The organism is Kiloniella laminariae DSM 19542, from assembly GCF_000374005.1.
Classification (GTDB): Bacteria; Pseudomonadota; Alphaproteobacteria; order Kiloniellales; family Kiloniellaceae; genus Kiloniella; species Kiloniella laminariae.
This window is the reverse complement of sequence record NZ_KB893134.1, coordinates 75,621-95,928: the sequence shown is the minus strand read 5'-3', so window position 1 is coordinate 95,928 and position 20,308 is coordinate 75,621. Positions and strand designations below refer to the sequence as shown.

Sequence of the window (20,308 nt, the reverse complement as noted above, 5' to 3'; positions counted from 1 at the left end):
TTTCTGGATCAGTGTTTCTGGATCAGTTGTTTGATGAAGGAAGTGGACTTTTCTGCGCCTTTCATATCCAGAGCGACATTCTGTCTGGTGCCGGTAAGACTGTGGTCAATAGCGGAGGCCAAAGCAGAGGGTGTCAAATCCTGTTCCATCAAAATTTGCAAGGCTCCGCGAGCTGCGAGTAATTCGGAACGCGCGGTCTGTTCACTTTGCCCCTCAGCAGAAAAAGGAACGACAATTGCCGGGGTTTCTGCGGCGAGGGTTTCAAGAATGGTGTTATAGCCAGCCTGGCTGATTGACAGCTGTGCCTGACCCAGAAGGGTCGGGAAATCCGGACGATTCCTTTCAACCGTCAATCCTTGTGGCGCCCGGCTGACCAAGTCGTGAAAATCGCTGTCTGGCAGGTTATCGCCCAGGAGCAACAACCAGGGAACATCGTTCAGACTGCAGAGCGGTTTTGCAGCGAGGACAGCTTCAGCAAGCGGCAGGGCGACAGCGCCACCACCTGCTGAAACCAGTACACCACTTCGCTGGGTGTTGTTATCCGGATTTTTTTTGCCTTTTGGCGAACTGAAATAAGAAAAATCAAGTACATAACCGGTGTAGACAATTTTATCCCTGATCTGGCTTGCCAGGGGGAAGCTGTCCTCGAGAGGAATAAACCGGGGGTCACCATGAACCAGGACGTGGTCAATATCGGCTTTGACACGCTCGATTATCCATTCGCTTTTCCCGGGGGTCTTGTGGGTGGTCAGGATATCCCGGACGGATGTAACGATCGGAACTGACATTTCCCGGGCCAGAGCGATAAGGGGATCAAGTTCAAAACGCATCTGACGCCGGCCAAAAGGAAACATTTCCAGCAGTAGTACTCTGGGTTTTGCCGCGCGGAAGGCCCTCAATAATATTTCAGACCGTGCGCTTTTCCATTTTTCGTCAACCGGGTGACCTGATTCATCTTGCAGAATCTTGAAGCTGTTATCTGCGGCGTGAAGGGCGGGGAGCTGAATTAATCTGGCGCCGGTCACGTTCAGGTGCGGTACGGGGCGGCCGCCGGAAACAAAAGTAACTGCCAGGCCTGCCTGATGAAAATCTCGAGCGAGAACAGAGGCTCTTTGAAGGTGCCCAATACCCAGCAGATGCTGAACATAAAGGAAAATATCACAGCTCATGAAAGCTCAGCCTTCTCGCTGGGGAGGGGAGCTCGTGTATCCGGGGAGGGGAAAGTCTGGTCAGGGTCCAGCAAAGAGAGATTCAGGGTAACAATGCGGGGGGTGCCATTTTCGGTTAAGTGAAACAGATGTGCGCAGTTATCCCGAAGTTTTATCTCGGGTTTATCGATCATGTTCCAGCCGCTGGCCAAGGCATAAAGCGCCCGCAATACCCCCTTATGTGCCACACAGACATGAGGGGCATTCTGTTTGGCCAGTCTTTGTAACAAAGGCCTGAGGCGGTCCTGGACCTGTCGCGGACTTTCACCGCCCGGGGGCTGCAAGTCGAGCCCCCTTTGTTCCTGTTCTGAAATCTGACTATCGGGATCTGCTCTGAGATCAGGCAAGCGCTTGCCTTCCCAGTCTCCCCAGGACATTTCAATCAACAGGGGTTCAGTGATTATGTTTTCTTGACCAAGAAGTTGTGCTGTTTCCCGGGCACGTTTGAGCGGGCTGACCAGCCATTCAACAGTGAGCCAGTCATCGGGCAGTTGCCAGCTGGAGACAAGATCTCTGCCAGGAGGAGAAAGCGCAATATCAGAGTGTCCCTGCAGGCGTTTCTCGCTGTTCCAGATTGTTGGTCCATGGCGCAGAATCAGAATTTCACTCATGCGACGAAGGTCAGCATTATGGTGTTTCCTCAAGCAGGGTTTTCAGCAGCGTCACCGTATTTTCTGCTCCAGTCGTATTCAGCTGTGAAGGTGATAACTGTTTTTGTCCGAGAGTCTGTTCCATGGCCGCGGCAAGGATTTCTCCGGTCAGGGTATCTTCATCAACAGCGGTAAGAGCATTTTTTTCCGACAGAAGCTGCGCCCGGAGTGTCTGTTCGGTCTCCAGCCCCCCTGAATAGGGCACGATAACCCGGGGGCAGCCGGCACGAAGCACTTCCATAACCGTGTTGTAGCCGCCCTGGCTGATGGAAAGGGCGCAGTTGGGCAGCAGGGAGGTGAAATCCGGCCGGGAGCGCTGGACGACCAGTTTGTCTTCTGCCTGTGCAGCATAACGAGCGAACTTTTCTTCAGGCAGGCTGTGTCCGACCAACAGACGCCAGACCTTGTTTTTCAGAGGACTTAATGCTCTTGCGGCAAGGGCGGCATCAAGCAGACGTTCACTGACTGCTCCGCCACCGGTAGAGACAAGGACCTCGTCTTTGCCATCAACAGGGTGCGGTGGACCGTCAACCTGCTCGTCGACCACATAGCCGCTGTAGTGAAGCTTGTCGGCAATGGTTCTGGCGGGCGCAAAGGTTCTGTCAAAAGGGATCAGGCCGGGATCGCCGTGAATAATAACCTGGTCAAAATATTGATTAACCCAGTCAAACATCTCGGCGATACGTTCTGGTTTTGGGGCCTTGACCAGTATATCGCGAACCGAGGATACAATTTTTGGCTGTTCGGCCATCGCGGCAGCGGCTTTGAGCAGGGGAACAAGCTCAAAGCGCATCTGGCGTCGGCCAAAGGGAAACATTTCCAGAAGAATCAGCCGGGGGCGGGTTTTGTTAAGTATGCCAAGAAGCTGTTCACTGCGGTGTTTCTTGAAGTCGGCTGTAATGGCCTTGCCATGCTGGTCCCGGAGCTCGGTGAAATAAATGCCATCAGCCTTGACCGGATCAAGCTGGTAAAAGTCGGCTGTTCCGGTGTCCAGCCCGGGCACTTCCATGCCACCAGAGACAAAGGCGACGGACAAACCCGCGCGTTCCATGGCCCGGGTGAGCGTTGCCGCGCGACGCTGGTGTCCGATTCCAAGCAGATGCTGGACATAAAACAGGATATCAATGCGTTTACTGTCGCTCATGATTCTTTGATGTTTCCTGTCCCGCTCTTTTGTTCCTGGCTGAAATCAAACAAGGGCAAGCCAGGCTGGATATAGCCTTTCTGACAGGTTTTCAGGATCGCTTCAAGCCGTTCTCCGGCTATGGCAAGGCTATGCATTCCTTCAACTTTTTCAGCGGCAGCCTGCCCCATGGCGCGACGACGAACCGGGGCTGTCATCAGGCATCTGAGCGCTGCAGCAAAGGCGACAGGATCACCCGGTGCGGTTAGAATACCGGTTTCACCATTGGCAACAACAGCCGGGACTCCACCGGTATTGCCTGCGATCACGGGAAGTCCACCGGCCTGGGCTTCAAGCAGGGACAGGCCGAAAGCCTCGTTGACTGCCGGCCAGACATAGATGTCACAGCCGGGAATCACCCGGGCCAGCTGTTCCCCGGTCAATTCACCCGCAAAGATAACTTTCTGTCCTGCTGCCCAGTTAAAGGCGGCCTGTACCTGTTCACGGGCCTTGCCATCTCCTATCACCAGCAGCTGCCATGAGAGATCAGGTAACCCGCGCAGAGCTTTCGCAAGTACCTGATAGGACGCCAGCTTGTCCCCCTGCCGCATCATGGCGATAGCTAGCAGCCACTGTTTGTTGGGATCCAGGGCATACTTTTTTATCAAGTCCTGGCGACAGACCGTCCTATTTACCAAAGCGGCGCTGATCTGGTTGGTCTCGATAAAGGGGGGCAAGTTCCAGCTTCTGACCGACTGCGGCAAACAATGGGTGTCGTGGGGGTTAAGACTGATGACACATTCTGCCTGGGAAAGGGCGGATAAAACGGCACGATGTCCCAGATCCCATGGCCCACCTGCCCGTTTGTTGGCGACAGAGGCTTCAACAACCACATAGGGGATATTCAGGGCTTTGCAGACTTTTGGGCCGATCCAGTCTGCTGCCTTGTAATAGAGATGATAGGTCAGCCAGAGTTCTGGTCTTTGTCCTGCGGGTCGGGCCAGAATCTTGCGGATATATCTTTGAGCGAGCTTGTCGCCGATCTGTTGCAAGCGCTGTTGCCGTTCAGAATTCCCCTGACCATCCCGACTGCGCAGGTGAGAGGCAATCTCGACGGCACATCCCCGGGATTCAAGAGCTTTGATCAATAGTCGGGCGATATGGCGATCACCGGATGGGGTGGGGTGCCGGGGCGATTTTAATGGAGCGTAGAAAGCAACCCTCATCCCGGTGGTTCCTTAGCCAGCCATAAAGCGGGTCATGAGCTGGTCGATGCCCCGTTTCATTGAAAAGTTTTCCCGAACCCTTTTTGCGCCGGCCTCACCAAGTTGCTGTCGCAATTGCGGGTTTGTAATCAGACGTTGCAGCGCTTGATTGAGCTCTTCTGGTGCCTGAGGAGGAACCAAAAGACCGGTTTCCTGATCGATAATCAATTCAGGTATGGCGGAAACGCGGGTCGAAAGACAGGCGAGGGACTGGCTTTGGGCTTCCATCAGAACGTTTGGCATGCCATCACGGTCTCCATCCTCGGTAATCCGGCTGGCGAGAACAAAAATATCCGCCTCGCGATATTGTTCCAGAACAACTTCCTGCGGTTGTGCACCCATCCAAGTGATATTCTCGGCGATGCCCAGCTTCTGTGCAAGTGACTTCAGGTTCTTGCTCAGGGTGCCTCCGCCAATGTGAATAAAGCGCCATTTCAACTCTTTGGGTAAGAGAGACAGGGCTTTGAGCAGATCATCATACCCTTTTTTGGCAACGGCCCGGCCGACTGAAATAAGCACAACCGGTTGGTCTGTCCGGGTCCCATTTCTGAGCAGAGCTTGATGATCTTTTACATCAAAGCGGGCAAAGTCGAGACCGTGGTAGACCAGATCCACCCGGTCATTATCGGGAGAAAGGCTGCGGAGATAATCGGCGTTCACATTGGTACAGGTTGCCAGCCATTTGATATCGGATAACTTTTCACGAAGCTCCCACTCTGGCGAGGTCCAGATGTCCTTGGCGTGGGCAGAGCCGCACCAGGGCAGCTGGCGCATAAAGGCGGTATAGCGTGTCACTGAAGAAGGTGTGTGCAGAAAATGGGCATAGAGCCAGTCAACCTGGTTCGGCAATTCTGCCGCCAGTACACAGGCCTGGGCAAAACGCCGGACCCTGTTGGGCGAAATATCCCGTTTCAGATCTCGAAAAAAAACTGACCTTGCTGTTTTATAACCAGGCATCTGACGAGCCTTCCACCAGGATTTGAGAACACGCAGTGGTTCCTGATAGACATATTCCGGTAAATAGCGAACAGGAGCTTTTATTTCCCGGTGAATCGGGTGAATGGATTTATCGGTTGGATGGCGTAGAGACACTAAAGAAAGCTCGAGGCCCCTTTGTTCCAGGGCCAGCAGTTCCTGGGCAATGAAAGTCTCGGAAAGCCGGGGGTATCCCTTGAGGATGACAGTTACTTTTTTACTCATTCCACCCTAATTTCCAGTCGAAACAGATGTGTAAGTCATTAGTGGAATCGCTCTAGGCACTGAAATTTCAGTTCGTAAATTGGCTTTGCTGTTGCTGTGCTGGGCATCTCGGGAGCTCAGGAAGGAGTCTCGTTCACCCGTTTTTTATCCGGAGTTTCAACGGTTTTGATATGATCAAGTTTGCTGCGGAACCACTTGTTGGCGAGCTTGATAACATTCTGCTGCCCGTCCAGTAGTCCCGGGACGATGACATCGGCAGGAAGTTTTTGCTGAGGCAGGTTGCGCAGGGCAGTTGCCATCTTGACCGGGTCGCGCTGGCCATCGTTCTCCAGCATCTGTACAAAACCGAGTTCCTGGGCACGGCTGGCACGGATATACTGCTCCATGCGAGGGATTGTACGGGGGATGATCAATGCCCTTTTGTTAAACGAGAGAATCTCGCAAAAGGTATTGTATCCGCCCATGCTGACAATACCGATAGCACCATCGACCAGACTTTCGAGCTGGGCATTGAAAGTAATCGCTTCAACCTTGTCCAGCTTGCTGGCACGAAGTTGAAAGTCGTGTTGCAGATCACTGTTCATAAAGGGGCCAAGGACGATCAGTGCAGGATGAGGCAAATCCGGGTCGGTTTCGTAAGCTGATAGGACCCAATCAATGATTTCTTCACCATCGCCACCACCGCCTACAGTGACCAGCAAATAAGGGGTGTTCTCGTCAATCTTTTCCAGTACGGGCAGCGGAATTCCAGTTTCACCTGAGCGTCGGAGATACCCCGTGTAGGTCATCTTGCGCCGGACTGAAGGGCTGATGTCGATCCCTGCGAGCGGGTCACAGATCTGTGGCAGACCGTAAACCCAGATATCATCATAATATTCGGCCAGAGCAGGGGCGGTGTTCTTTCTTTTCCATTCCGAAGCAAGCAGGGCGGGGTCGTCCATGACATCACGCAGGCCAAGAACGCAGGGCGTGCCGCGTTGCTTGAGCAGACGCAAAGTGTCTTCGACTTCTCCGCGCAATCCCAGGGGTTCCTTGTCAACGATAAAGAGGTCCGGGTCATAGAATTCAGCTGTGTGCATAATGATTGAAGAGCGGATGCTCAGGGTCTGCTCGATATCAATATGAAGATTAAGCGAGGTATAGTCGCCATTACGCAGCTTGATAACGCCGGGAATCCGGACAAAGTCGACCCTGGATCTGAACCCAAAAGAGCCAATGATTGGAGATCCCGAAAGGATCAGTACCGAGAGGTTGCTGTTTTCCTCAACCAAGGTGTGCGCGATTTCCCGGCAGCGTCTCAGGTGGCCGAGACCGAAGCTGTCGTGACTGTAGATAAGAACACGTTTGCCCTTGTTGTTCCGGCAATCGGTTATCTGTTCGCGGTCTTTTAGGATTGCTCTACTCCCCCCAGGTAATCGTGGCGACTATGCCACAAATTATCTGAAAGACCCAAGAAAGAATGCTGTGAACATTTCTTTTCGGAGCGTTTTTGCGGAGGTTGTTCTGTTGTCATTCTTGTCTGCTCTGCTCATGGGAGAAATATAACGCCGCTTGCCGATAATAGGTTGTTGCCCAGGAATTGAGCTGATGTATTGATTCCAGACATCCTGTGCGACTGACGACTGCAAGTGCCCTAATGACCTTTTTCCTAGGTTGGACTTAAAGATACCATGGGTAAGCTCGTATGGTGTTACACAAGTACTGACAAAGAGTTTATTGACTTTGGTTTACCTGGATAGTGACATCCATTAAGCTTGACAAGAGTGGTGAAAAAAACAGCAAATCTGGACCAGAAAGTATATAAATTTATACCTGACAACTATTGAAACAAGCGTCCTACATTTTAGTGATAATAAAGGTTTAGCTGGGGGATATTGAGCTTAAATGGAACCGGAACTTTTCAAATATATCTGGCGGCACAGTCGGAAAGACCAGATAGGTATTCTGATCCTTGTGCTGATCTCCATGCCCTTTTATTTTCTGTCCCTGGATCTGCCCAAAAGCATTATCAACAAGGCAGTCAGTTCAGAAGTTTTCTCGGACCCTGCCGCGACCTTGCCGTTTATGCAGTTTGAGCTTCCTTATGGCGAAGCAATTTTTGGTCATCCCGTCACACTCTTCGAAGGCTTTATGCTGACGCAGCTTCCCCTGTTGCTTGCGCTCTGTCTGTCATTTTTGTCTCTTGTTCTGATCAATGGCGTCTTCAAGTTTGTGATCAATACACTCAAGGGACGTTTGGGTGAGCGGATGTTGCGCCGGCTGCGCTATGAGCTGACAGATCGTATTCTTCGCTTTCCGGTTCTGCACAGCCGAAAAATAAAACAGGCCGAGATCGCGACCATGATCAAGGACGAGGTTGAACCGCTTGGCGGGTTTATCGGCGATGCCTTTGTTACCCCGGTTTTCCTGGGGGGGCAGGCCCTGACGGCGATGATCTTTATTATGGTACAAAGCTGGTGGCTCGGACTGGTGGCAATGTCGATTGTGCTGGTACAGGCTTTCCTTATTCCCCGTTTGCGGAAACGCATTCTTACTCTGGGCCGGCAGCGCCAGATGACGGCGCGGGCTTTGGCCGGGCGGGTTGCAGAGCTGGTTGAAGGGGCAATCGAGATCCAGTCCCACGATACAACCAATTATGAACGCGCCGAAATTTCCAGCCGCCTGGGCAAGATCTTTTCGATCCGTTACGAGATCTATCAACGCAAGTTTTTTGTGAAGTTTTTGAACAATCTACTGGCTCAGGTAACGCCCTTTATCTTTTATCTCGGAGGGGGGTATCTGGTCATTACAGGGCAGTTTGAAATCGGAACTCTGGTGGCGGTTCTCGCGGCTTACAAGGATTTGCCGCCTCCGGTGAAAGACCTGATCAACTGGGATCAGCAACGCAATGATGTTCAGATCAAATATGAGCAGGTCGCTGAGCAGTTCCAGCCCCATGGCCTGATCCTTTCCGAAATGCAGCAGGCTGAAAAAGAACGGGGTGACCCCCTTACGGGCAAGGTTGAAATCAGTAATCTGAGTCTGGTTGATGAAAATGAGAACCGGCTTCTTGACACGATCAATGTTTCTTTCGGCGTCGGGCAGAACGTCGCGATTGTTGGTAATGCTGGCAGTGGCAAGGAATATCTGGGCCTTATGCTGGCCAATCTGGTTCAGCCGAGCAATGGTTCGGTCAAGATTGGCGGCAAGCCTCTGGTAAAATTACCCTCGGCGATTACCGGACGTCGTTTGTCTTATGTGGGCCAGGATGCCTATCTTTTCCCGCTTTCGGTTCGGGATAATCTTTTTTATGGCCTGCGCAACTGGATGTTGAATGACAACACCGCTGAGCCGATAGACCCCAAAGAAATTGAACGGGAGCGATCAGAGGCACTTCGGACAGGCAATACCGTCCTCAGTCCAAATGGAGAGTGGATTGACTACAAGGTTGCAGGGATTGCGGACCAGACCCAATTGATCAGTCGCGTGGTTGATGTGCTCCAGAAGGTTGATCTGGAGGAGGACGTCTATCGCTTTGGGCTAAGCGGTACTGTCGATGCCGAGTATCGCCCCGAAATTGCCGAAAGTATTCTGGGTGCGCGGATTGCCTTGAAAGAACATCTCAAGGTAATCGGGGCGGAAGATCTGGTGATTGCCTTTGATCCGGAAAGTTATAACAAAAACGCAACCCTTCGGGAAAATTTGCTTTTTGGCACGCCGCGTAAAAACGACTATGCCGGGGATAACCTTCTCTCCATGCCGATTTTGAGAGAAGCTGTGCAAAAGGCCGAATTACGTGAACCTATTCTCAACATGGGTGTCTCAATCGCCCGGACCATGGTTGAGCTTTTTACGGGGCTTCCCCCGACACATCCGTTTTTCGAACAGTTCAGTTTTATTTCTGCCGATGATCTTCCCGATTTTGATAAAATTGTAAAACGTGTTGATAAATCAGGTCTTTCTGATCTGACAGAAGCAGACAGACAGGCTTTGATGTATCTGCCTTTTGATTATGTCGAGGCTCGCCATCGTCTTGGACTTGTGACAGAAGAGGTCGAGAGAAAAACACTGGCGGCGCGTGTAATTCTTGCCGAGAAGCTGGTGACGAAAGATCCTGATGCCGTGGAGTTTTATGATCCGGATCGCTTTAACTCTGCTGCCAGCTTGCAGGATAATATCCTCTTTGGCCGACTGGCCTATGGGCGCGCTGAGGCGGCAGAAACGATTGGAAGAGTGATTACCGAGCTGCTGGATGAACTTGGCTTGCGTTCCGATGTCATCGAGGTTGGACTGGATTACAACGTCGGCGTCGGGGGTAAAAGATTAAGTGGGGTACAGCGCCAGAAGCTTGCCATGGCCCGAAGCCTTATCAAGAATCCTGATTTGCTGATTTTTAATGAAGCTGCGGCCGTGCTGGATTCTCAAAGCCAGAACAGGCTGATACCTGCTGTTATCCAGTCACAGGGGGATCGGGGGCTGGTGTGGACCCTGCAAAGAGCAGAACTTGCTGCGCATTTCGATCAGGTCTTTGTGATGCAGAATGGCAGAATAGTTGAAAGTGGCGCCTATAGTGAATTGAGTACCAAAGGTAAAGTTCTGAAAAGCCTCATCGCTGCGGAATGATATAAGGAAAGACTGTTTTCAAATGTCGATTGAACAAGAAGTTGAAGCACTTAAGAATATCCCGCTTTTTGCCAACATAGAGCCTTCGCGTCTTAAGTTGATGGCTTTTGCCAGTGAGCGCCTGGTATTCAAGCAGGGACAGGAGCTGTTCCATCAAGGAGATGCCGGGGATGCTGCTTACATCCTTATCGATGGTGATGCTGATGTTAGTGTCGATACGGACGATGGGGCATTGGTTGTTGCGAACTTCGGTAAAAACGATTTTGTTGGCGAGATCGCGATTCTTTGTGATGTGCCCCGGACAGCGACAATTACCGCCAAGTCAGAATTGATTACCCTAAAGATCACCAAAGAGCTGTTTTTTAATATGGTGATGGACTTTCCCGAGATGGGCGTTGAGGTTATGCGCGTTCTGGCGCAGCGGCTGGAACATACAACGAGCCGCTTGACAGAAGCCCGGAATGCCCTGCGTGAGAAAGGCGCATCATAATTGGTATTTTTTTGGGTCTAGAGGTCGAGATCGACAAGATTCGGCACATGATCGGATGGCTTTTCCCAACTCCGTGTGTCCTTGACGACTTCAAAATGTTTAAGATGAGGGCGCAGGGCTTCGGTTGCCAGAATATGGTCCAGCCTCCAGCCGTAGTCCTTGGCAAAGGAAAGCTTGTAGCGGTAGCCCCACCAGCTGTAGAGAGGCTGGTCGGGAGGAACAAAATGTCGCCCAACATCGGTAAAGTCACCCGCAGACTTTAGGCGCGCCATCAGTTCACTCTCTCGCAGAGTGTGCCCCACGGATCTTAAAAGTTTCTTGTGGTTCCAGACATCCGTTTCCAGCGGAGCAACGTTCAGATCCCCAACCAGAATAATTTTTTCCTGGCGGATTGAGGGTTCTGCTGCCCAGGAAATCATTTCTTCAAGAAAAGAGAGCTTGTGGGCGAACTTGTCATTTTGTTCCGGATCCGGAACGGGTCCCCCTGATGGCACATAAAAGTTATGAACCTGTACGCCGTTGGGCAGAGTCACCATAAGGTGTCGGCGGTCATCCTTGTCACACCAGACTTTACGATCGCTCATAGCCACGCTGTTCCGGCAGAGAATTGCAACGCCGTTGTAGCTTTTCTGTCCGTGAAAAAGAACAGTGTTGTATCCCATTGATTTAATATCATCTTCGGGGAATTCGCTGTCTTGAACCTTGGTCTCCTGAAGACAGAGCACGTCTGGTTTATGGCTGTCGGTAAAGGCTTTCAGATGGTCAAGTCGCTGGCGGAGAGAGTTGACATTCCAAGTGGCAATACGTGTCGTCATAAAATGTTCCGTATGCGAAATTATATCATTTCATATTCGAAATGATTTTAAATTATTTGTTTCGGATGGAGAATGATACTGTTTTTGTGCTCGATAAAGCCAGATTATTAGTATGGACCTGTCTGATAAAAATAATATACCAAAGAGGGATCCAAAAGCAAAGAAAGGAACACCTGATTGGGGGGATAACCAGGTGTTCCCGCTTCTTCGCAGAGTTTCAAGGAACCAGAGGGGGGATTCCAGTTCCCGAATACGTCGCCAGGAGTGAGGTAGGAGGCGACGTCATTCTAAGATAAGCTATCCAGTGGGGATTTCAACGGAGCTGTGGATAAAATTTACGTGTTAGGATTATTATCTCATAATTATATGTAAAATAGGAAGGAATAACAATAATAAGGGCATGATTATCTGCTAATTAGTCATAAATTGTTCGAGACTCCAGAGAAAATATGACTTTCCAAGAAAGATTGTTTTTGTACCAAGCTTAAGGTCGTTGAGCTGAATGGTCTCTCACTGCATCACCAAAGGCTTTAAAGATTTTAGTAGAGACGGTATTTTCAAGCGATTTATATTCCGGATGCCACTGGACACCCAGGACGAAGGATTTCTGGTGTGGGAGAGAAATCGCTTCAACTGTTCCGTCAGCAGCTTGAGCGTCAATCACAAGGCCATCTCCCAGCTGATCAATTGCCTGATAGTGCAAAGAATTGACCTGGGCTTCACCGGCTTTGAGAATTGTCCTTAACAGACAGCCATCCTGGATAGTAATGTTATGGCTGGGGCCATAGTCCACTTCCATCTCGTTGGTGTTTGGGCTGCTGTGGTCCATCCGCCCTTCTATCTTGTTGATTTGCGGATGCAGACTCCCTCCCAGGGCGACATTAAGTTCCTGAAAGCCACGACAGATTGCGAGGAGAGGAACTTCCTGGCGCAGAGCTTCCTGGATCAGAAGCAATGTGGTTTCATCTCTTTGCAAATCGTATGGTTCAGCATCTTTGGTCGGTGTTTTGTTATAGCGCTCGGGAAAAACATTGCTGGCACTGCCCGTGAGCATAATTCCATCAAGTCTGGAGACCAGGCCTGATATATCAAGAAGCTCTCCCAGCGCGGGGATGACCAGAGGCATTGCTTCTACCGATAGGGAAACCGCCCTGAGATATTTGTCGTCCACCGCATGGAATGGTTTGGGGGTATCGCTTTTATGTACACAGGAAGAAACACCAACCAGAGGGAGGGGATATCGGGACATGTTTGCCTTGTCGAAGAGCTGTTCAGGAATAAACTGGAAAAGGATGTTAGAGCTTCTTTTTACGGACGCAAGCCTTCTTGATAAACACAGATAATTTAACGAAATTTACTTGCCTGTTTTCTGTAGCCTCGCGTTAATCCTGGATGAACTTTATAGTCAGGCGAAAAATGGCAGATATAACAGACTCAGAGCTCCTTATCAGGGCTGTCCTTGTATTCGGCTGGTTACTTCTGCTTTTTCTCGCAGAACGCTGTTGGCCCTACGCTGACAGAAGCAAGGAGCAAACTGCTCCTTCTGTTGGGAAGGCGTTCAGGGGGCAGATCTTTGCCCCGAGGATCGGACGGAATCTGGGTTTGTGGTTTTGCAATACGCTTCTTTCTCCGCTTGTTGTGTTACCTCTTACCTATTGGGCCACGGCTTTGCCCTGGGGCTGGCGTGAGGGGGGGGTAAGCGGTTCGGGAGGTTTGTTGTTTGATCTGGTGCTTCTCGATTTTCTGATTTACTGGTGGCATCGCCTTAATCATGAGCTGCCGTTCTTGTGGCGCTTCCACGAAGTCCACCATCTGGATAATACTCTCGACAGCACCTCGGCACTTCGATTTCATTTTGGCGAGGTTTTGCTTTCAGCGCTGATGCGGGTTGTTTTTATCATCCTGCTTGATATCCCGCTTTTTTCAGTTTTTCTGTTTGAGATCCTGCTTTTGCTCGCAACAATTTTTCATCATTCAAACTTGCGGCTTCCTTCGTTTCTGGAGCGCTATCTTTCCTGGATTATTGTCACTCCTTCAATCCACTGGGTGCATCATCATGCCCTTCGATCAGATACGGACAGCAACTACAGTACGATCTTAAGTCTCTGGGACAGGATCTTTGGTTCCAGAAGCGACACAGCCCGATTTACGGGCATGCCGATTGGGGTGGAAGGCTTCTCGGATAAAAGTCTGCCTGCACTTTTACTGCGGCCCTTTCGGGAAAAAGAAAAAGGCGGATAAATAATTATCCGCCTGCTGTCTTACCGGAGCGAGAAGAAAGAGTAACGCGGTTATTTAGCGTTATTTTTGCGTTTCATATCAAGATCGTCAGTTTTAAAAACGGTCTCATCAATCGGATTATCATAGACGGGGTCAATCAAGGAAACCTGTGTTGTAATACCTTGCGCGTCAAGTACTTCCCATTTACGTAAGGACAGGGGATTGTCACTGAAAAGCAGGGTCATCTGGGCTCCATCAGACTCGCCTTCTGCACGTAGTTCCAGCTGAACAGTACTGCTGGATTCCTGTGCCCGGAGAATCTGGATATCCTTGTGCAGCTCGACCTTTTCCCGGATCAGAAACCACAGGGGTGTCTTCCAGAGCGGCAGATAGGTTGCCTGCTTCAGCTTTTTGTCAAAATAAAGGAGGGTCACCCCATTGGCGATCATCACGATTGGCACGGGATCATCATATTCAAACCGCATGCGGCCGGGTCGTTCCAGAAACAGTTGTCCTTCAGCAAGACTGCCGGTGCTGGAAACCTGAAGAAAACGGGAAGAAACGGATTTGAGTTCGTTCAGATAGACTTCAACCCGACGGACGATCGCAACTTCATCCGGAGATAGCCCACTCAGGTTGGTTTTTTCTGCTGGCGGGGTGTCTATTGCTTCTGCCTGGACGTTGGTCGGGCTCAACAGCGTCAATAATGCCAGGGACAAAGACAGAATGGCCAAACCGTTCTGAAGGCTTTTGCAAAGTGCGCTTCCAGAAAAATTTAGGGGTGACATAAATTCGGCGCGCGAGGTCAAGCGAACTGGTGAAGTAAACAAAGTCTCTTCCTTATATTCTGTAGACTTCTTCATCATACGGTCCTTTGGGGCATGATAAAGGCAGACAGCAGTGTTTCTGTAACTGTGCGCTGGTTTGCAATACTACTCATCGCGGTCGGGGACAAGAACTTCACGTTTTCCGACATGGTTCGCCGAGGAAATCAGCCCCTCGTCTTCCATGCGTTCGATAATGGTCGCAGCACGGTTGTAGCCGATCTGCAGTTGTCGCTGGACAAAACTGGTTGAGGCTTTCCGGCTTTTGATCACCACGGCTACGGCGTTGTCATAGAGCTCGTCGCCCTTGTTGCCGTTACCGCCGCTATAGGATCCGGTATCACCATCAAAATCGCCGACATCCCCTTCTTCAGCGGTGACGGATTCAATATAGCTCGGGCGGGCCTGCTTTTTCAGCCAGCTGACAACCTCTTCGACCTCCTCATCCGTGACCAAGGGACCATGGACACGCTGGATTCTGCCACCCTGTCCCATATAGAGCATGTCACCTTGACCAAGCAGCTGTTCGGCGCCCTGTTCGCCGAGGATGGTTCGACTGTCAATTTTCGACGTAACGTGGAAACTCACCCGGGTCGGGAAGTTGGCCTTGATTGTTCCGGTAATAACGTCAACCGAAGGTCGCTGGGTTGCCATCATGATATGAATCCCGGCAGCACGGGCCATCTGTGCCAAGCGCTGGATGGCGCCTTCGATATCCTTGCCTGCAACCAGCATGAGATCGGCCATTTCGTCGACAACAACCACGATATAGGGCAGGGGATTCATGTCAAACGGCTGTTCTTCGTGAATCGGCTGCCCGGTTTCCGGATCAAACCCGGTCTGGACTTTCCGGGTCAGAACCTCGCCGTTTTTACGGGCCTCTGCCATACGGGCATTGTATCCATCAATGTTCCTGACCCCGAGGCGGGACATGGCACGATAGCGATCCTCCATTTCCCGAACTGTCCATTTCAGGGCAACAACGGCTTTTTTGGGTTCTGTCACCACCGGCGCCAGCAGGTGGGGAATATTGTCGTAGACCGACAGTTCCAGCATTTTCGGATCAATCATGATGAATTTGCATTCATCAGGCGTAAAACGGTAGAGCAGCGACAAAATCATGGCGTTCACGGCAACAGATTTACCTGACCCTGTGGTTCCTGCGATCAACAGATGGGGCATACGGGCCAGATCCACGATCGAAGGATTACCGCCGATATCCTTGCCGAGGATAATCGGCAGTTTGCTTTTGTCCTGTTCAAAATCTGTCGAGCCCATTAACTCCTGCAGGTATACGGTCTCCCTTTTGCTGTTGGGCAGCTCGATCCCGATTGTGCTGGAGCCAGGGACAACAGCGACCCTGACAGACAAAGCTGACATGGATCTGGCAATATCATCAGCCAGACCGACCACGCGGCTGGTTTTGGTTCCCGGAGCTGGCTCGAGTTCATAAAGGGTGACTACAGGGCCGGGCCGGATGGTGACAATCTCGCCACGAACGCCAAAATCCTCGAGCACGGTTTCCAGTAGGCGGGCATTCTTTTCCAATGCATCCTTGCCCAGCCGGTCTTTGCCGATGTTCTCGGGAGGCAGGTTGAGCATGGAGATGGGCGGGAGTTCATATTCGCCATCATTTTTACCAAGGTTGAGGCGGCCCTGCTCTTCAGCCTTGACCCGTTTGCTGGGCTGTGGCGTTTTCGAGGGGGTCTCTACCCGCGAAGGCGTCGGGGCTGATTTGCCCTCAAGGACGGGCTCGACCCGGTCCTGTTGCGCGCGCTTTTTGATCGCCTTGTCGCGTTTTCTGCGGATGGTCAGCTGCTGGTCATTTTCTGGGGTCGTCTCGTCTTCGTCCTTGCGCTGTACCAGATCCCGGACTTTGACAAGGGCGAGCAGCCCCAGGCCGAAGCTGCGAATAATCTGTTTCCACTCGGCACCTTTAAGGGCAGCGGCATAGGCAAAACAGGGGAGAGCCGGGACCAGAGCGATGAGGGCAAGAATTCCTGAGGGAAGTTTGCTCAGAGTTTCGATTTCTTTCAGGATTATGGCACCAAGCGTTCCGCCGAGGCTGGCAGTCTGGCCTTGGCCCAACCAGCCTGTCGCGCCGGGCAGTGCAGCGCAGCTGAGAGAGAGGCAAGCCAGAAGTAGTGGTATGAGAAGGATGCGCAGCCAGACTTTTTTCAGGCTGTGATCCTTGAAGCAGCGCCAGCACCAGGCGGCAAGAATCAAGGGCAGGACATAGACGGAAAGTCCTAGAAACGGGAGCAGAAAACTGGCGGTATTTGCCCCGGCCAATCCGAGGAGGTTAGAAACGGGTCCGTCAGAAGCCCGGTTAAAACCGGGGTCGTTCGCGTCATAGGATAAAAAGGCAAGGATCAGGGAAATTGCCAGAAGAAGGAAAGTTACGCCCGCCAGTTCGATCAGGCGGTGACGGAAAAACAGTCCCGTCCCATCCGGTAGCAGCTGTACCCTGCCGGTTTTGCTGGAGCGATTCATGAAAGGTTCCCCGCTATCATATCTGCAGGGGGCTTTTCAGCCTCTTTTCCTCTAGCCTCCTGATCGGGGACAAGAACATGGCGGATTGTCTCTAATGCCACTGCGGTCAAGGCGGGATCATATACCAGGGCCAGCCGAATATAGCGATCACCCGGATTGAAGCCATTTTCGCCCCGGTGGCTCATATAGGCGCCGGGCAGAACCCGGATACCGGCTTCACGCCAGAGTTTTTCTGCAGCAGCAACGCCATTGCCAACGTCAAGCCACAGGCAGAAGCCGCCAGCTGGAATCTCGACCTGGAAAACCGGTCCCAATATTTCCTCAGCAAGTCTGAAATTCTCCTGATAGAGCCCCCGGTTTTTCTCCACATGCTCTTCGTCTTGCCAGAGTCTGGTTCCTGCGGCCTGTATCGGCAGGGGAACGCCAGCTCCCCCGACCTGACAGGTTGTGTTGATCAGAGAAATCCATTTTTCATCCCCGGCAATAAAGCCGCAACGCAATCCGGCAGCGCTGGAGCGTTTGGACAGGGAATGGAAAACCAGGACATTGGACAGATCCCCGCCCATTTCAGCCAGAACTTCAAAAGCAGAAGAGGGAGCAGTATCACTGTAGATCTCGGCGTAACATTCATCAAAAGCGACGACAAAATCATATTTGCGGGCGAGGAGGATCAGCTCTTTGATTTTTTCGGGGCTGGCCACAGCCCCTTCCGGGTTTGACGGGCTACAGAGGACACAAAGCGCCGTGCGTTCAAGGATTTCTTCTGGAAGGCTGGCATAGTCCGGCAGATATCCGCTCTCTCTTGTTGCCACACTGGTGACAACCTCTGCACCCGCTGCAGCGGCGGCGCCGGTATAAACATGGTAACAGGGGTTCGGCATCAGAAATACCGGAGCTGGTTTGCCGGGTTTGGCTGTTGGGAGGATTGTTAGAGCCGTGAAAAACAGGCCTTCGCGGGTTCCTGGAACGGCCAAAAGGTGGCGAGAGGAGTCTAGCATACTGTCGGGTAAGCAGTAGCGTCTCTCCAGCCATTGTTTTGAGGCATTCAGATAGTCTTCACTACCCTTTGACAGCGGATAACGTGACCAGCCGGCAGAAGCCCTGGCGATCTCTTCGGCGACGAAAGCCGGAGGTTGTGTCTGGGGTTCACCGATAGAGAGGTTGATCGGCTTGCCGCCGGTCAAGGGCGATTGTCCTGCAGGATATTTGTCGAGAAGTGCGCGCAACCGGGTGAAGGGGTGAAACTCGTGGAGTTTCTGGCGATCAACAAAGTGCTGGGTAATCACGGCAGAAGTAACCTCTGGCTGGTGGATTCTTGTCATAAGAACGGCTGAAGCGAAAGGCGGCAGCCTTATTGGTCTATCTAGATAACAATTCGGGCTGGAACGTGGCTAGTGAAAAGAAATCTTTCTGTGGATAGCACACAAATAATTTACAGATCGATTGCACATAAAAAGACCGCCTGTTGCGCAGAGCAACAGGCGGCAAGTAAAGACCCTGCGGGGAAAGAGCTTCGGATTGCGGTCAGCAGGGTCTTGTGGGGAGAAACACCTTTGGTTAAATCCGGGGCAAGATGCCCGAAGAAGTAACTGACCGGTGTCTCTGGTGGTTTTTCCGCAAGCGGAGCCGCCACCAAAGAGGTAAATATCAGAGTAACTTTTGGGATCCGCGTCCAAACTCGGGATAGGCTTCCAGCCCGAGTTCGCTCAGATCAAGGCCATTGTATTCTTCTTCTTCCGTGACCCGAATACCGACAGTGTATTTCAGGGTGAGCCATACGGCTGAGCTGCAGACGATGGTGAATCCACCAATGGCAATAATGCCGGTGATTTGAGCGATAATGGTGCTTGAACCAAAGATGCCGACGGCAAGTGTTCCCCAAATGCCACCAAAAAGGTGAACAGGAATGGCTCCGACAACGTCGTCAATTTTAAGAGCGTCAAGCAAAGGTACGGTAAAGACAACGATCGCGCCACCGATGCCACCGATAATGATGGCTGTATAGGCATGAGCCACATCAGGCCCGGCAGTGATTGATACCAATCCGGCAAGAGCGCCGTTGAGGGCCATGGTCAGGTCGATTTTTTTGTAAAGCAGCTGGGTCAGGGCCATGGCAACCACGACACCTGCTGCAGCGGCGATGTTGGTGTTGACGAAGACAATTGCCATGGCTACGGCATCACTTGCTGAACCAAGGGCGAGCTGTGAGCCGCCGTTAAAGCCGAACCAGCCCATCCAGAGAATAAAGGTACCAAGTGTTGCAAGAGGCAGGTTTGAACCGGGGATTGGTTTGACGCGACCTTCGGCGGAGAACTTTCCTGTACGGGCACCCAGGATAATTGCACCTGTGAGTGCGGCCCAACCCCCAACAGAGTGAACAATACTTGAGCCGGCAAAATCACTGAAACCAAGTTCAGACAACCAGCCGCCACCCCAGCTCCAGGAAGCCTGGATCGGATAGATAACCGCAGTGAGCAGAGCGATGAAGGCCATGAAGGGCCAGAATTTGATACGTTCTGCCAGAGTGCCGGAAACGATTGAGGCGGTGGCTGCTACAAAAACCATCTGGAAGAACCAGTCAGACATGACCGAGTAACCGTTTGCGGTTACTGCCGCGATCATTTCCTCTGTTGTTTCCTCGGCTGAAAGCAGGGCGAATTCCTCGGCACTGGAATCATAGAACAATGAAAATGTTCCGAGAAGGCCATTTTCTCCAACGCCCACATAAAGAAGGTTGTACCCGACCAGATAAAACATCAGGCCGGCAATGGAATAGAGGGCGATATTTTTGAGACAGATCGCTGCAGTGTTTTTGCTGCGGACCAGCCCGGCCTCCAGCATGGCGAAACCGGCTGCCATCCACATGACGAGAGCACCATTCACCAAAAAGGAGAAGGTGTTGAATACAAAGGCAGTCTCTTCGCTTACAGCTGCCTGGGCGGGTATGCTGGATAGCAGCAGTGCTGCCAGGGGAAGCGTGAGGGCCGCAATTTTTTTGCAGGGAATTATTTTGCTGGTCATTGGTTTTTTCATCCTTAAGCGTTCTGGGCTTTGAGACTCTATAACCAAGAAACGTGCCAACTTTTATAAAGTCGATATAAATGTTTTATATCAATTAGATAATCGTATTTTTCTTCTTCAGCTTCTTGCTTCGATTTTGTGCGATGCACAATAATGTTGCCTAAAAAATAGGCCACAAAGATTATTTGATTAAAAATTATGCATACACTTTGATGCTGATAATATTGCTTCGATGTAAAAATGCGTGTTCTTGCATAACTATTTGAAGATAATTAATTATCTGCTTTATTCTGCTGATCCTGTCCAAATATATGAGTGTGTCTTGGGCGTAGCTGACAGTTTCCACTCTGAGGGTTTGCCATCAAAGGGATAACGTCGGTTTGAGAACAGCAGGCAC

15 protein-coding genes are annotated in these 20,308 nt (G+C 51.4%); 3 read left to right on the top strand and 12 right to left on the bottom strand.

Features of this window, described 5'->3' with window-relative positions; genetic code table 11:
• Positions 1-8 precede the first annotated feature (8 nt).
• From B152_RS0100445 to B152_RS21890, 6 genes are all read right to left on the bottom strand, one after another.
• Positions 9-1,169 (bottom strand): glycosyltransferase family protein, encoded by a 1,161-nt coding sequence (locus tag B152_RS0100445; RefSeq protein ID WP_020590395.1) that lies wholly within the window; start codon positions 1,167-1,169, stop codon positions 9-11.
• Positions 1,166-1,819: a histidine phosphatase family protein gene (locus tag B152_RS21900; protein WP_020590394.1), complete on the bottom strand. Its 654-nt coding sequence runs from the start codon at positions 1,817-1,819 to the stop codon at positions 1,166-1,168. Before B152_RS21900 ends, B152_RS0100445 begins: the two co-directional genes overlap by 4 nt.
• 16 nt (positions 1,820-1,835) lie before the next feature.
• On the bottom strand, positions 1,836-3,002 hold the full coding sequence (locus B152_RS0100435; protein WP_020590393.1) for a glycosyltransferase family protein: 1,167 nt from the start codon (positions 3,000-3,002) through the stop codon (positions 1,836-1,838).
• Complete coding sequence (locus tag B152_RS21895) at positions 2,999-4,207, bottom strand: glycosyltransferase family 4 protein (RefSeq protein WP_020590392.1); 1,209 nt, start codon at positions 4,205-4,207, stop codon at positions 2,999-3,001. Before B152_RS21895 ends, B152_RS0100435 begins: the two co-directional genes overlap by 4 nt.
• 12 nt (positions 4,208-4,219) lie before the next feature.
• Complete coding sequence (locus B152_RS0100425) at positions 4,220-5,446, bottom strand: glycosyltransferase family 4 protein (protein ID WP_020590391.1); 1,227 nt, start codon at positions 5,444-5,446, stop codon at positions 4,220-4,222.
• Positions 5,447-5,562: 116 nt separating this feature from the next.
• Positions 5,563-6,717 carry a glycosyltransferase family protein gene (locus tag B152_RS21890; protein ID WP_020590390.1) on the bottom strand — a complete coding sequence of 385 codons (1,155 nt, stop codon included), beginning with the start codon at positions 6,715-6,717 and terminating at the stop codon, positions 5,563-5,565.
• A 613-nt stretch (positions 6,718-7,330) separates the two neighbouring features.
• Between B152_RS21890 and B152_RS0100410 the strand changes: the two genes are divergently transcribed.
• Positions 7,331-10,048, top strand: coding sequence for an ATP-binding cassette domain-containing protein (locus B152_RS0100410; RefSeq protein ID WP_020590389.1), 2,718 nt, complete (start codon positions 7,331-7,333; stop codon positions 10,046-10,048).
• Positions 10,049-10,070: 22 nt separating this feature from the next.
• Positions 10,071-10,538 carry a cyclic nucleotide-binding domain-containing protein gene (locus B152_RS0100405; protein ID WP_020590388.1) on the top strand — a complete coding sequence of 156 codons (468 nt, stop codon included), beginning with the start codon at positions 10,071-10,073 and terminating at the stop codon, positions 10,536-10,538.
• A gap of 17 nt (positions 10,539-10,555) precedes the next feature.
• Here B152_RS0100405 and xth read toward each other — a convergent pair whose 3' ends face one another.
• The gene (xth, locus tag B152_RS0100400; protein ID WP_020590387.1) at positions 10,556-11,353 is read right to left on the bottom strand and encodes an exodeoxyribonuclease III; all 798 of its coding nucleotides are present in this window, start codon (positions 11,351-11,353) and stop codon (positions 10,556-10,558) included.
• A gap of 484 nt (positions 11,354-11,837) precedes the next feature.
• A complete protein-coding gene (locus tag B152_RS0100390; RefSeq protein ID WP_020590385.1) occupies positions 11,838-12,602 on the bottom strand; it encodes a gamma-glutamyl-gamma-aminobutyrate hydrolase family protein in 765 nt (254 codons plus the stop codon).
• A gap of 167 nt (positions 12,603-12,769) precedes the next feature.
• Between B152_RS0100390 and B152_RS0100385 the strand changes: the two genes are divergently transcribed.
• Positions 12,770-13,594 (top strand): sterol desaturase family protein, encoded by an 825-nt coding sequence (locus B152_RS0100385; RefSeq protein WP_020590384.1) that lies wholly within the window; start codon positions 12,770-12,772, stop codon positions 13,592-13,594.
• Between the two features lie 50 nt (positions 13,595-13,644).
• On the opposite strand, the gene B152_RS21885 is transcribed toward B152_RS0100385, so the two are convergent.
• From B152_RS21885 to amt, 4 genes are all read right to left on the bottom strand, one after another.
• Positions 13,645-14,403 (bottom strand): LolA family protein, encoded by a 759-nt coding sequence (locus B152_RS21885; protein ID WP_211212081.1) that lies wholly within the window; start codon positions 14,401-14,403, stop codon positions 13,645-13,647.
• Between the two features lie 102 nt (positions 14,404-14,505).
• The gene (locus B152_RS0100375) at positions 14,506-16,890 is read right to left on the bottom strand and encodes an FtsK/SpoIIIE family DNA translocase (RefSeq protein WP_020590382.1); all 2,385 of its coding nucleotides are present in this window, start codon (positions 16,888-16,890) and stop codon (positions 14,506-14,508) included.
• Positions 16,887-18,212 carry an aminotransferase class I/II-fold pyridoxal phosphate-dependent enzyme gene (locus B152_RS21880; RefSeq protein ID WP_083921754.1) on the bottom strand — a complete coding sequence of 442 codons (1,326 nt, stop codon included), beginning with the start codon at positions 18,210-18,212 and terminating at the stop codon, positions 16,887-16,889. The genes B152_RS0100375 and B152_RS21880 overlap by 4 nt, the downstream gene beginning before the upstream one ends.
• Positions 18,213-18,537: 325 nt before the next feature.
• On the bottom strand, positions 18,538-19,911 hold the full coding sequence (gene amt, locus B152_RS0100360; protein WP_033405449.1) for an ammonium transporter: 1,374 nt from the start codon (positions 19,909-19,911) through the stop codon (positions 18,538-18,540).
• Between the last annotated feature and the right edge of the window lie 397 nt (positions 19,912-20,308).

Bases quoted from the DNA above. Each gene is read 5' to 3' on its own strand.
- B152_RS21880 (WP_083921754.1), bottom strand. From the start codon at position 18,212: ATGACAAGAATCCACCAGCCAGAGGTTACTTCTGCCGTGATTACCCAG.
- B152_RS0100385 (WP_020590384.1), top strand. From the start codon at position 12,770: ATGGCAGATATAACAGACTCAGAGCTCCTTATCAGGGCTGTCCTTGTA.
- xth (WP_020590387.1), bottom strand. From the start codon at position 11,353: ATGACGACACGTATTGCCACTTGGAATGTCAACTCTCTCCGCCAGCGA.
- B152_RS21895 (WP_020590392.1), bottom strand. From the start codon at position 4,207: ATGAGGGTTGCTTTCTACGCTCCATTAAAATCGCCCCGGCACCCCACC.
- B152_RS21900 (WP_020590394.1), bottom strand. From the start codon at position 1,819: ATGAGTGAAATTCTGATTCTGCGCCATGGACCAACAATCTGGAACAGC.
- B152_RS0100410 (WP_020590389.1), top strand. From the start codon at position 7,331: ATGGAACCGGAACTTTTCAAATATATCTGGCGGCACAGTCGGAAAGAC.
- B152_RS0100435 (WP_020590393.1), bottom strand. From the start codon at position 3,002: ATGAGCGACAGTAAACGCATTGATATCCTGTTTTATGTCCAGCATCTG.
- B152_RS0100375 (WP_020590382.1), bottom strand. From the start codon at position 16,890: ATGAATCGCTCCAGCAAAACCGGCAGGGTACAGCTGCTACCGGATGGG.
- B152_RS0100425 (WP_020590391.1), bottom strand. From the start codon at position 5,446: ATGAGTAAAAAAGTAACTGTCATCCTCAAGGGATACCCCCGGCTTTCC.
- B152_RS0100445 (WP_020590395.1), bottom strand. From the start codon at position 1,169: ATGAGCTGTGATATTTTCCTTTATGTTCAGCATCTGCTGGGTATTGGG.
- B152_RS0100405 (WP_020590388.1), top strand. From the start codon at position 10,071: ATGTCGATTGAACAAGAAGTTGAAGCACTTAAGAATATCCCGCTTTTT.
- B152_RS0100390 (WP_020590385.1), bottom strand. From the start codon at position 12,602: ATGTCCCGATATCCCCTCCCTCTGGTTGGTGTTTCTTCCTGTGTACAT.
- amt (WP_033405449.1), bottom strand. From the start codon at position 19,911: ATGACCAGCAAAATAATTCCCTGCAAAAAAATTGCGGCCCTCACGCTT.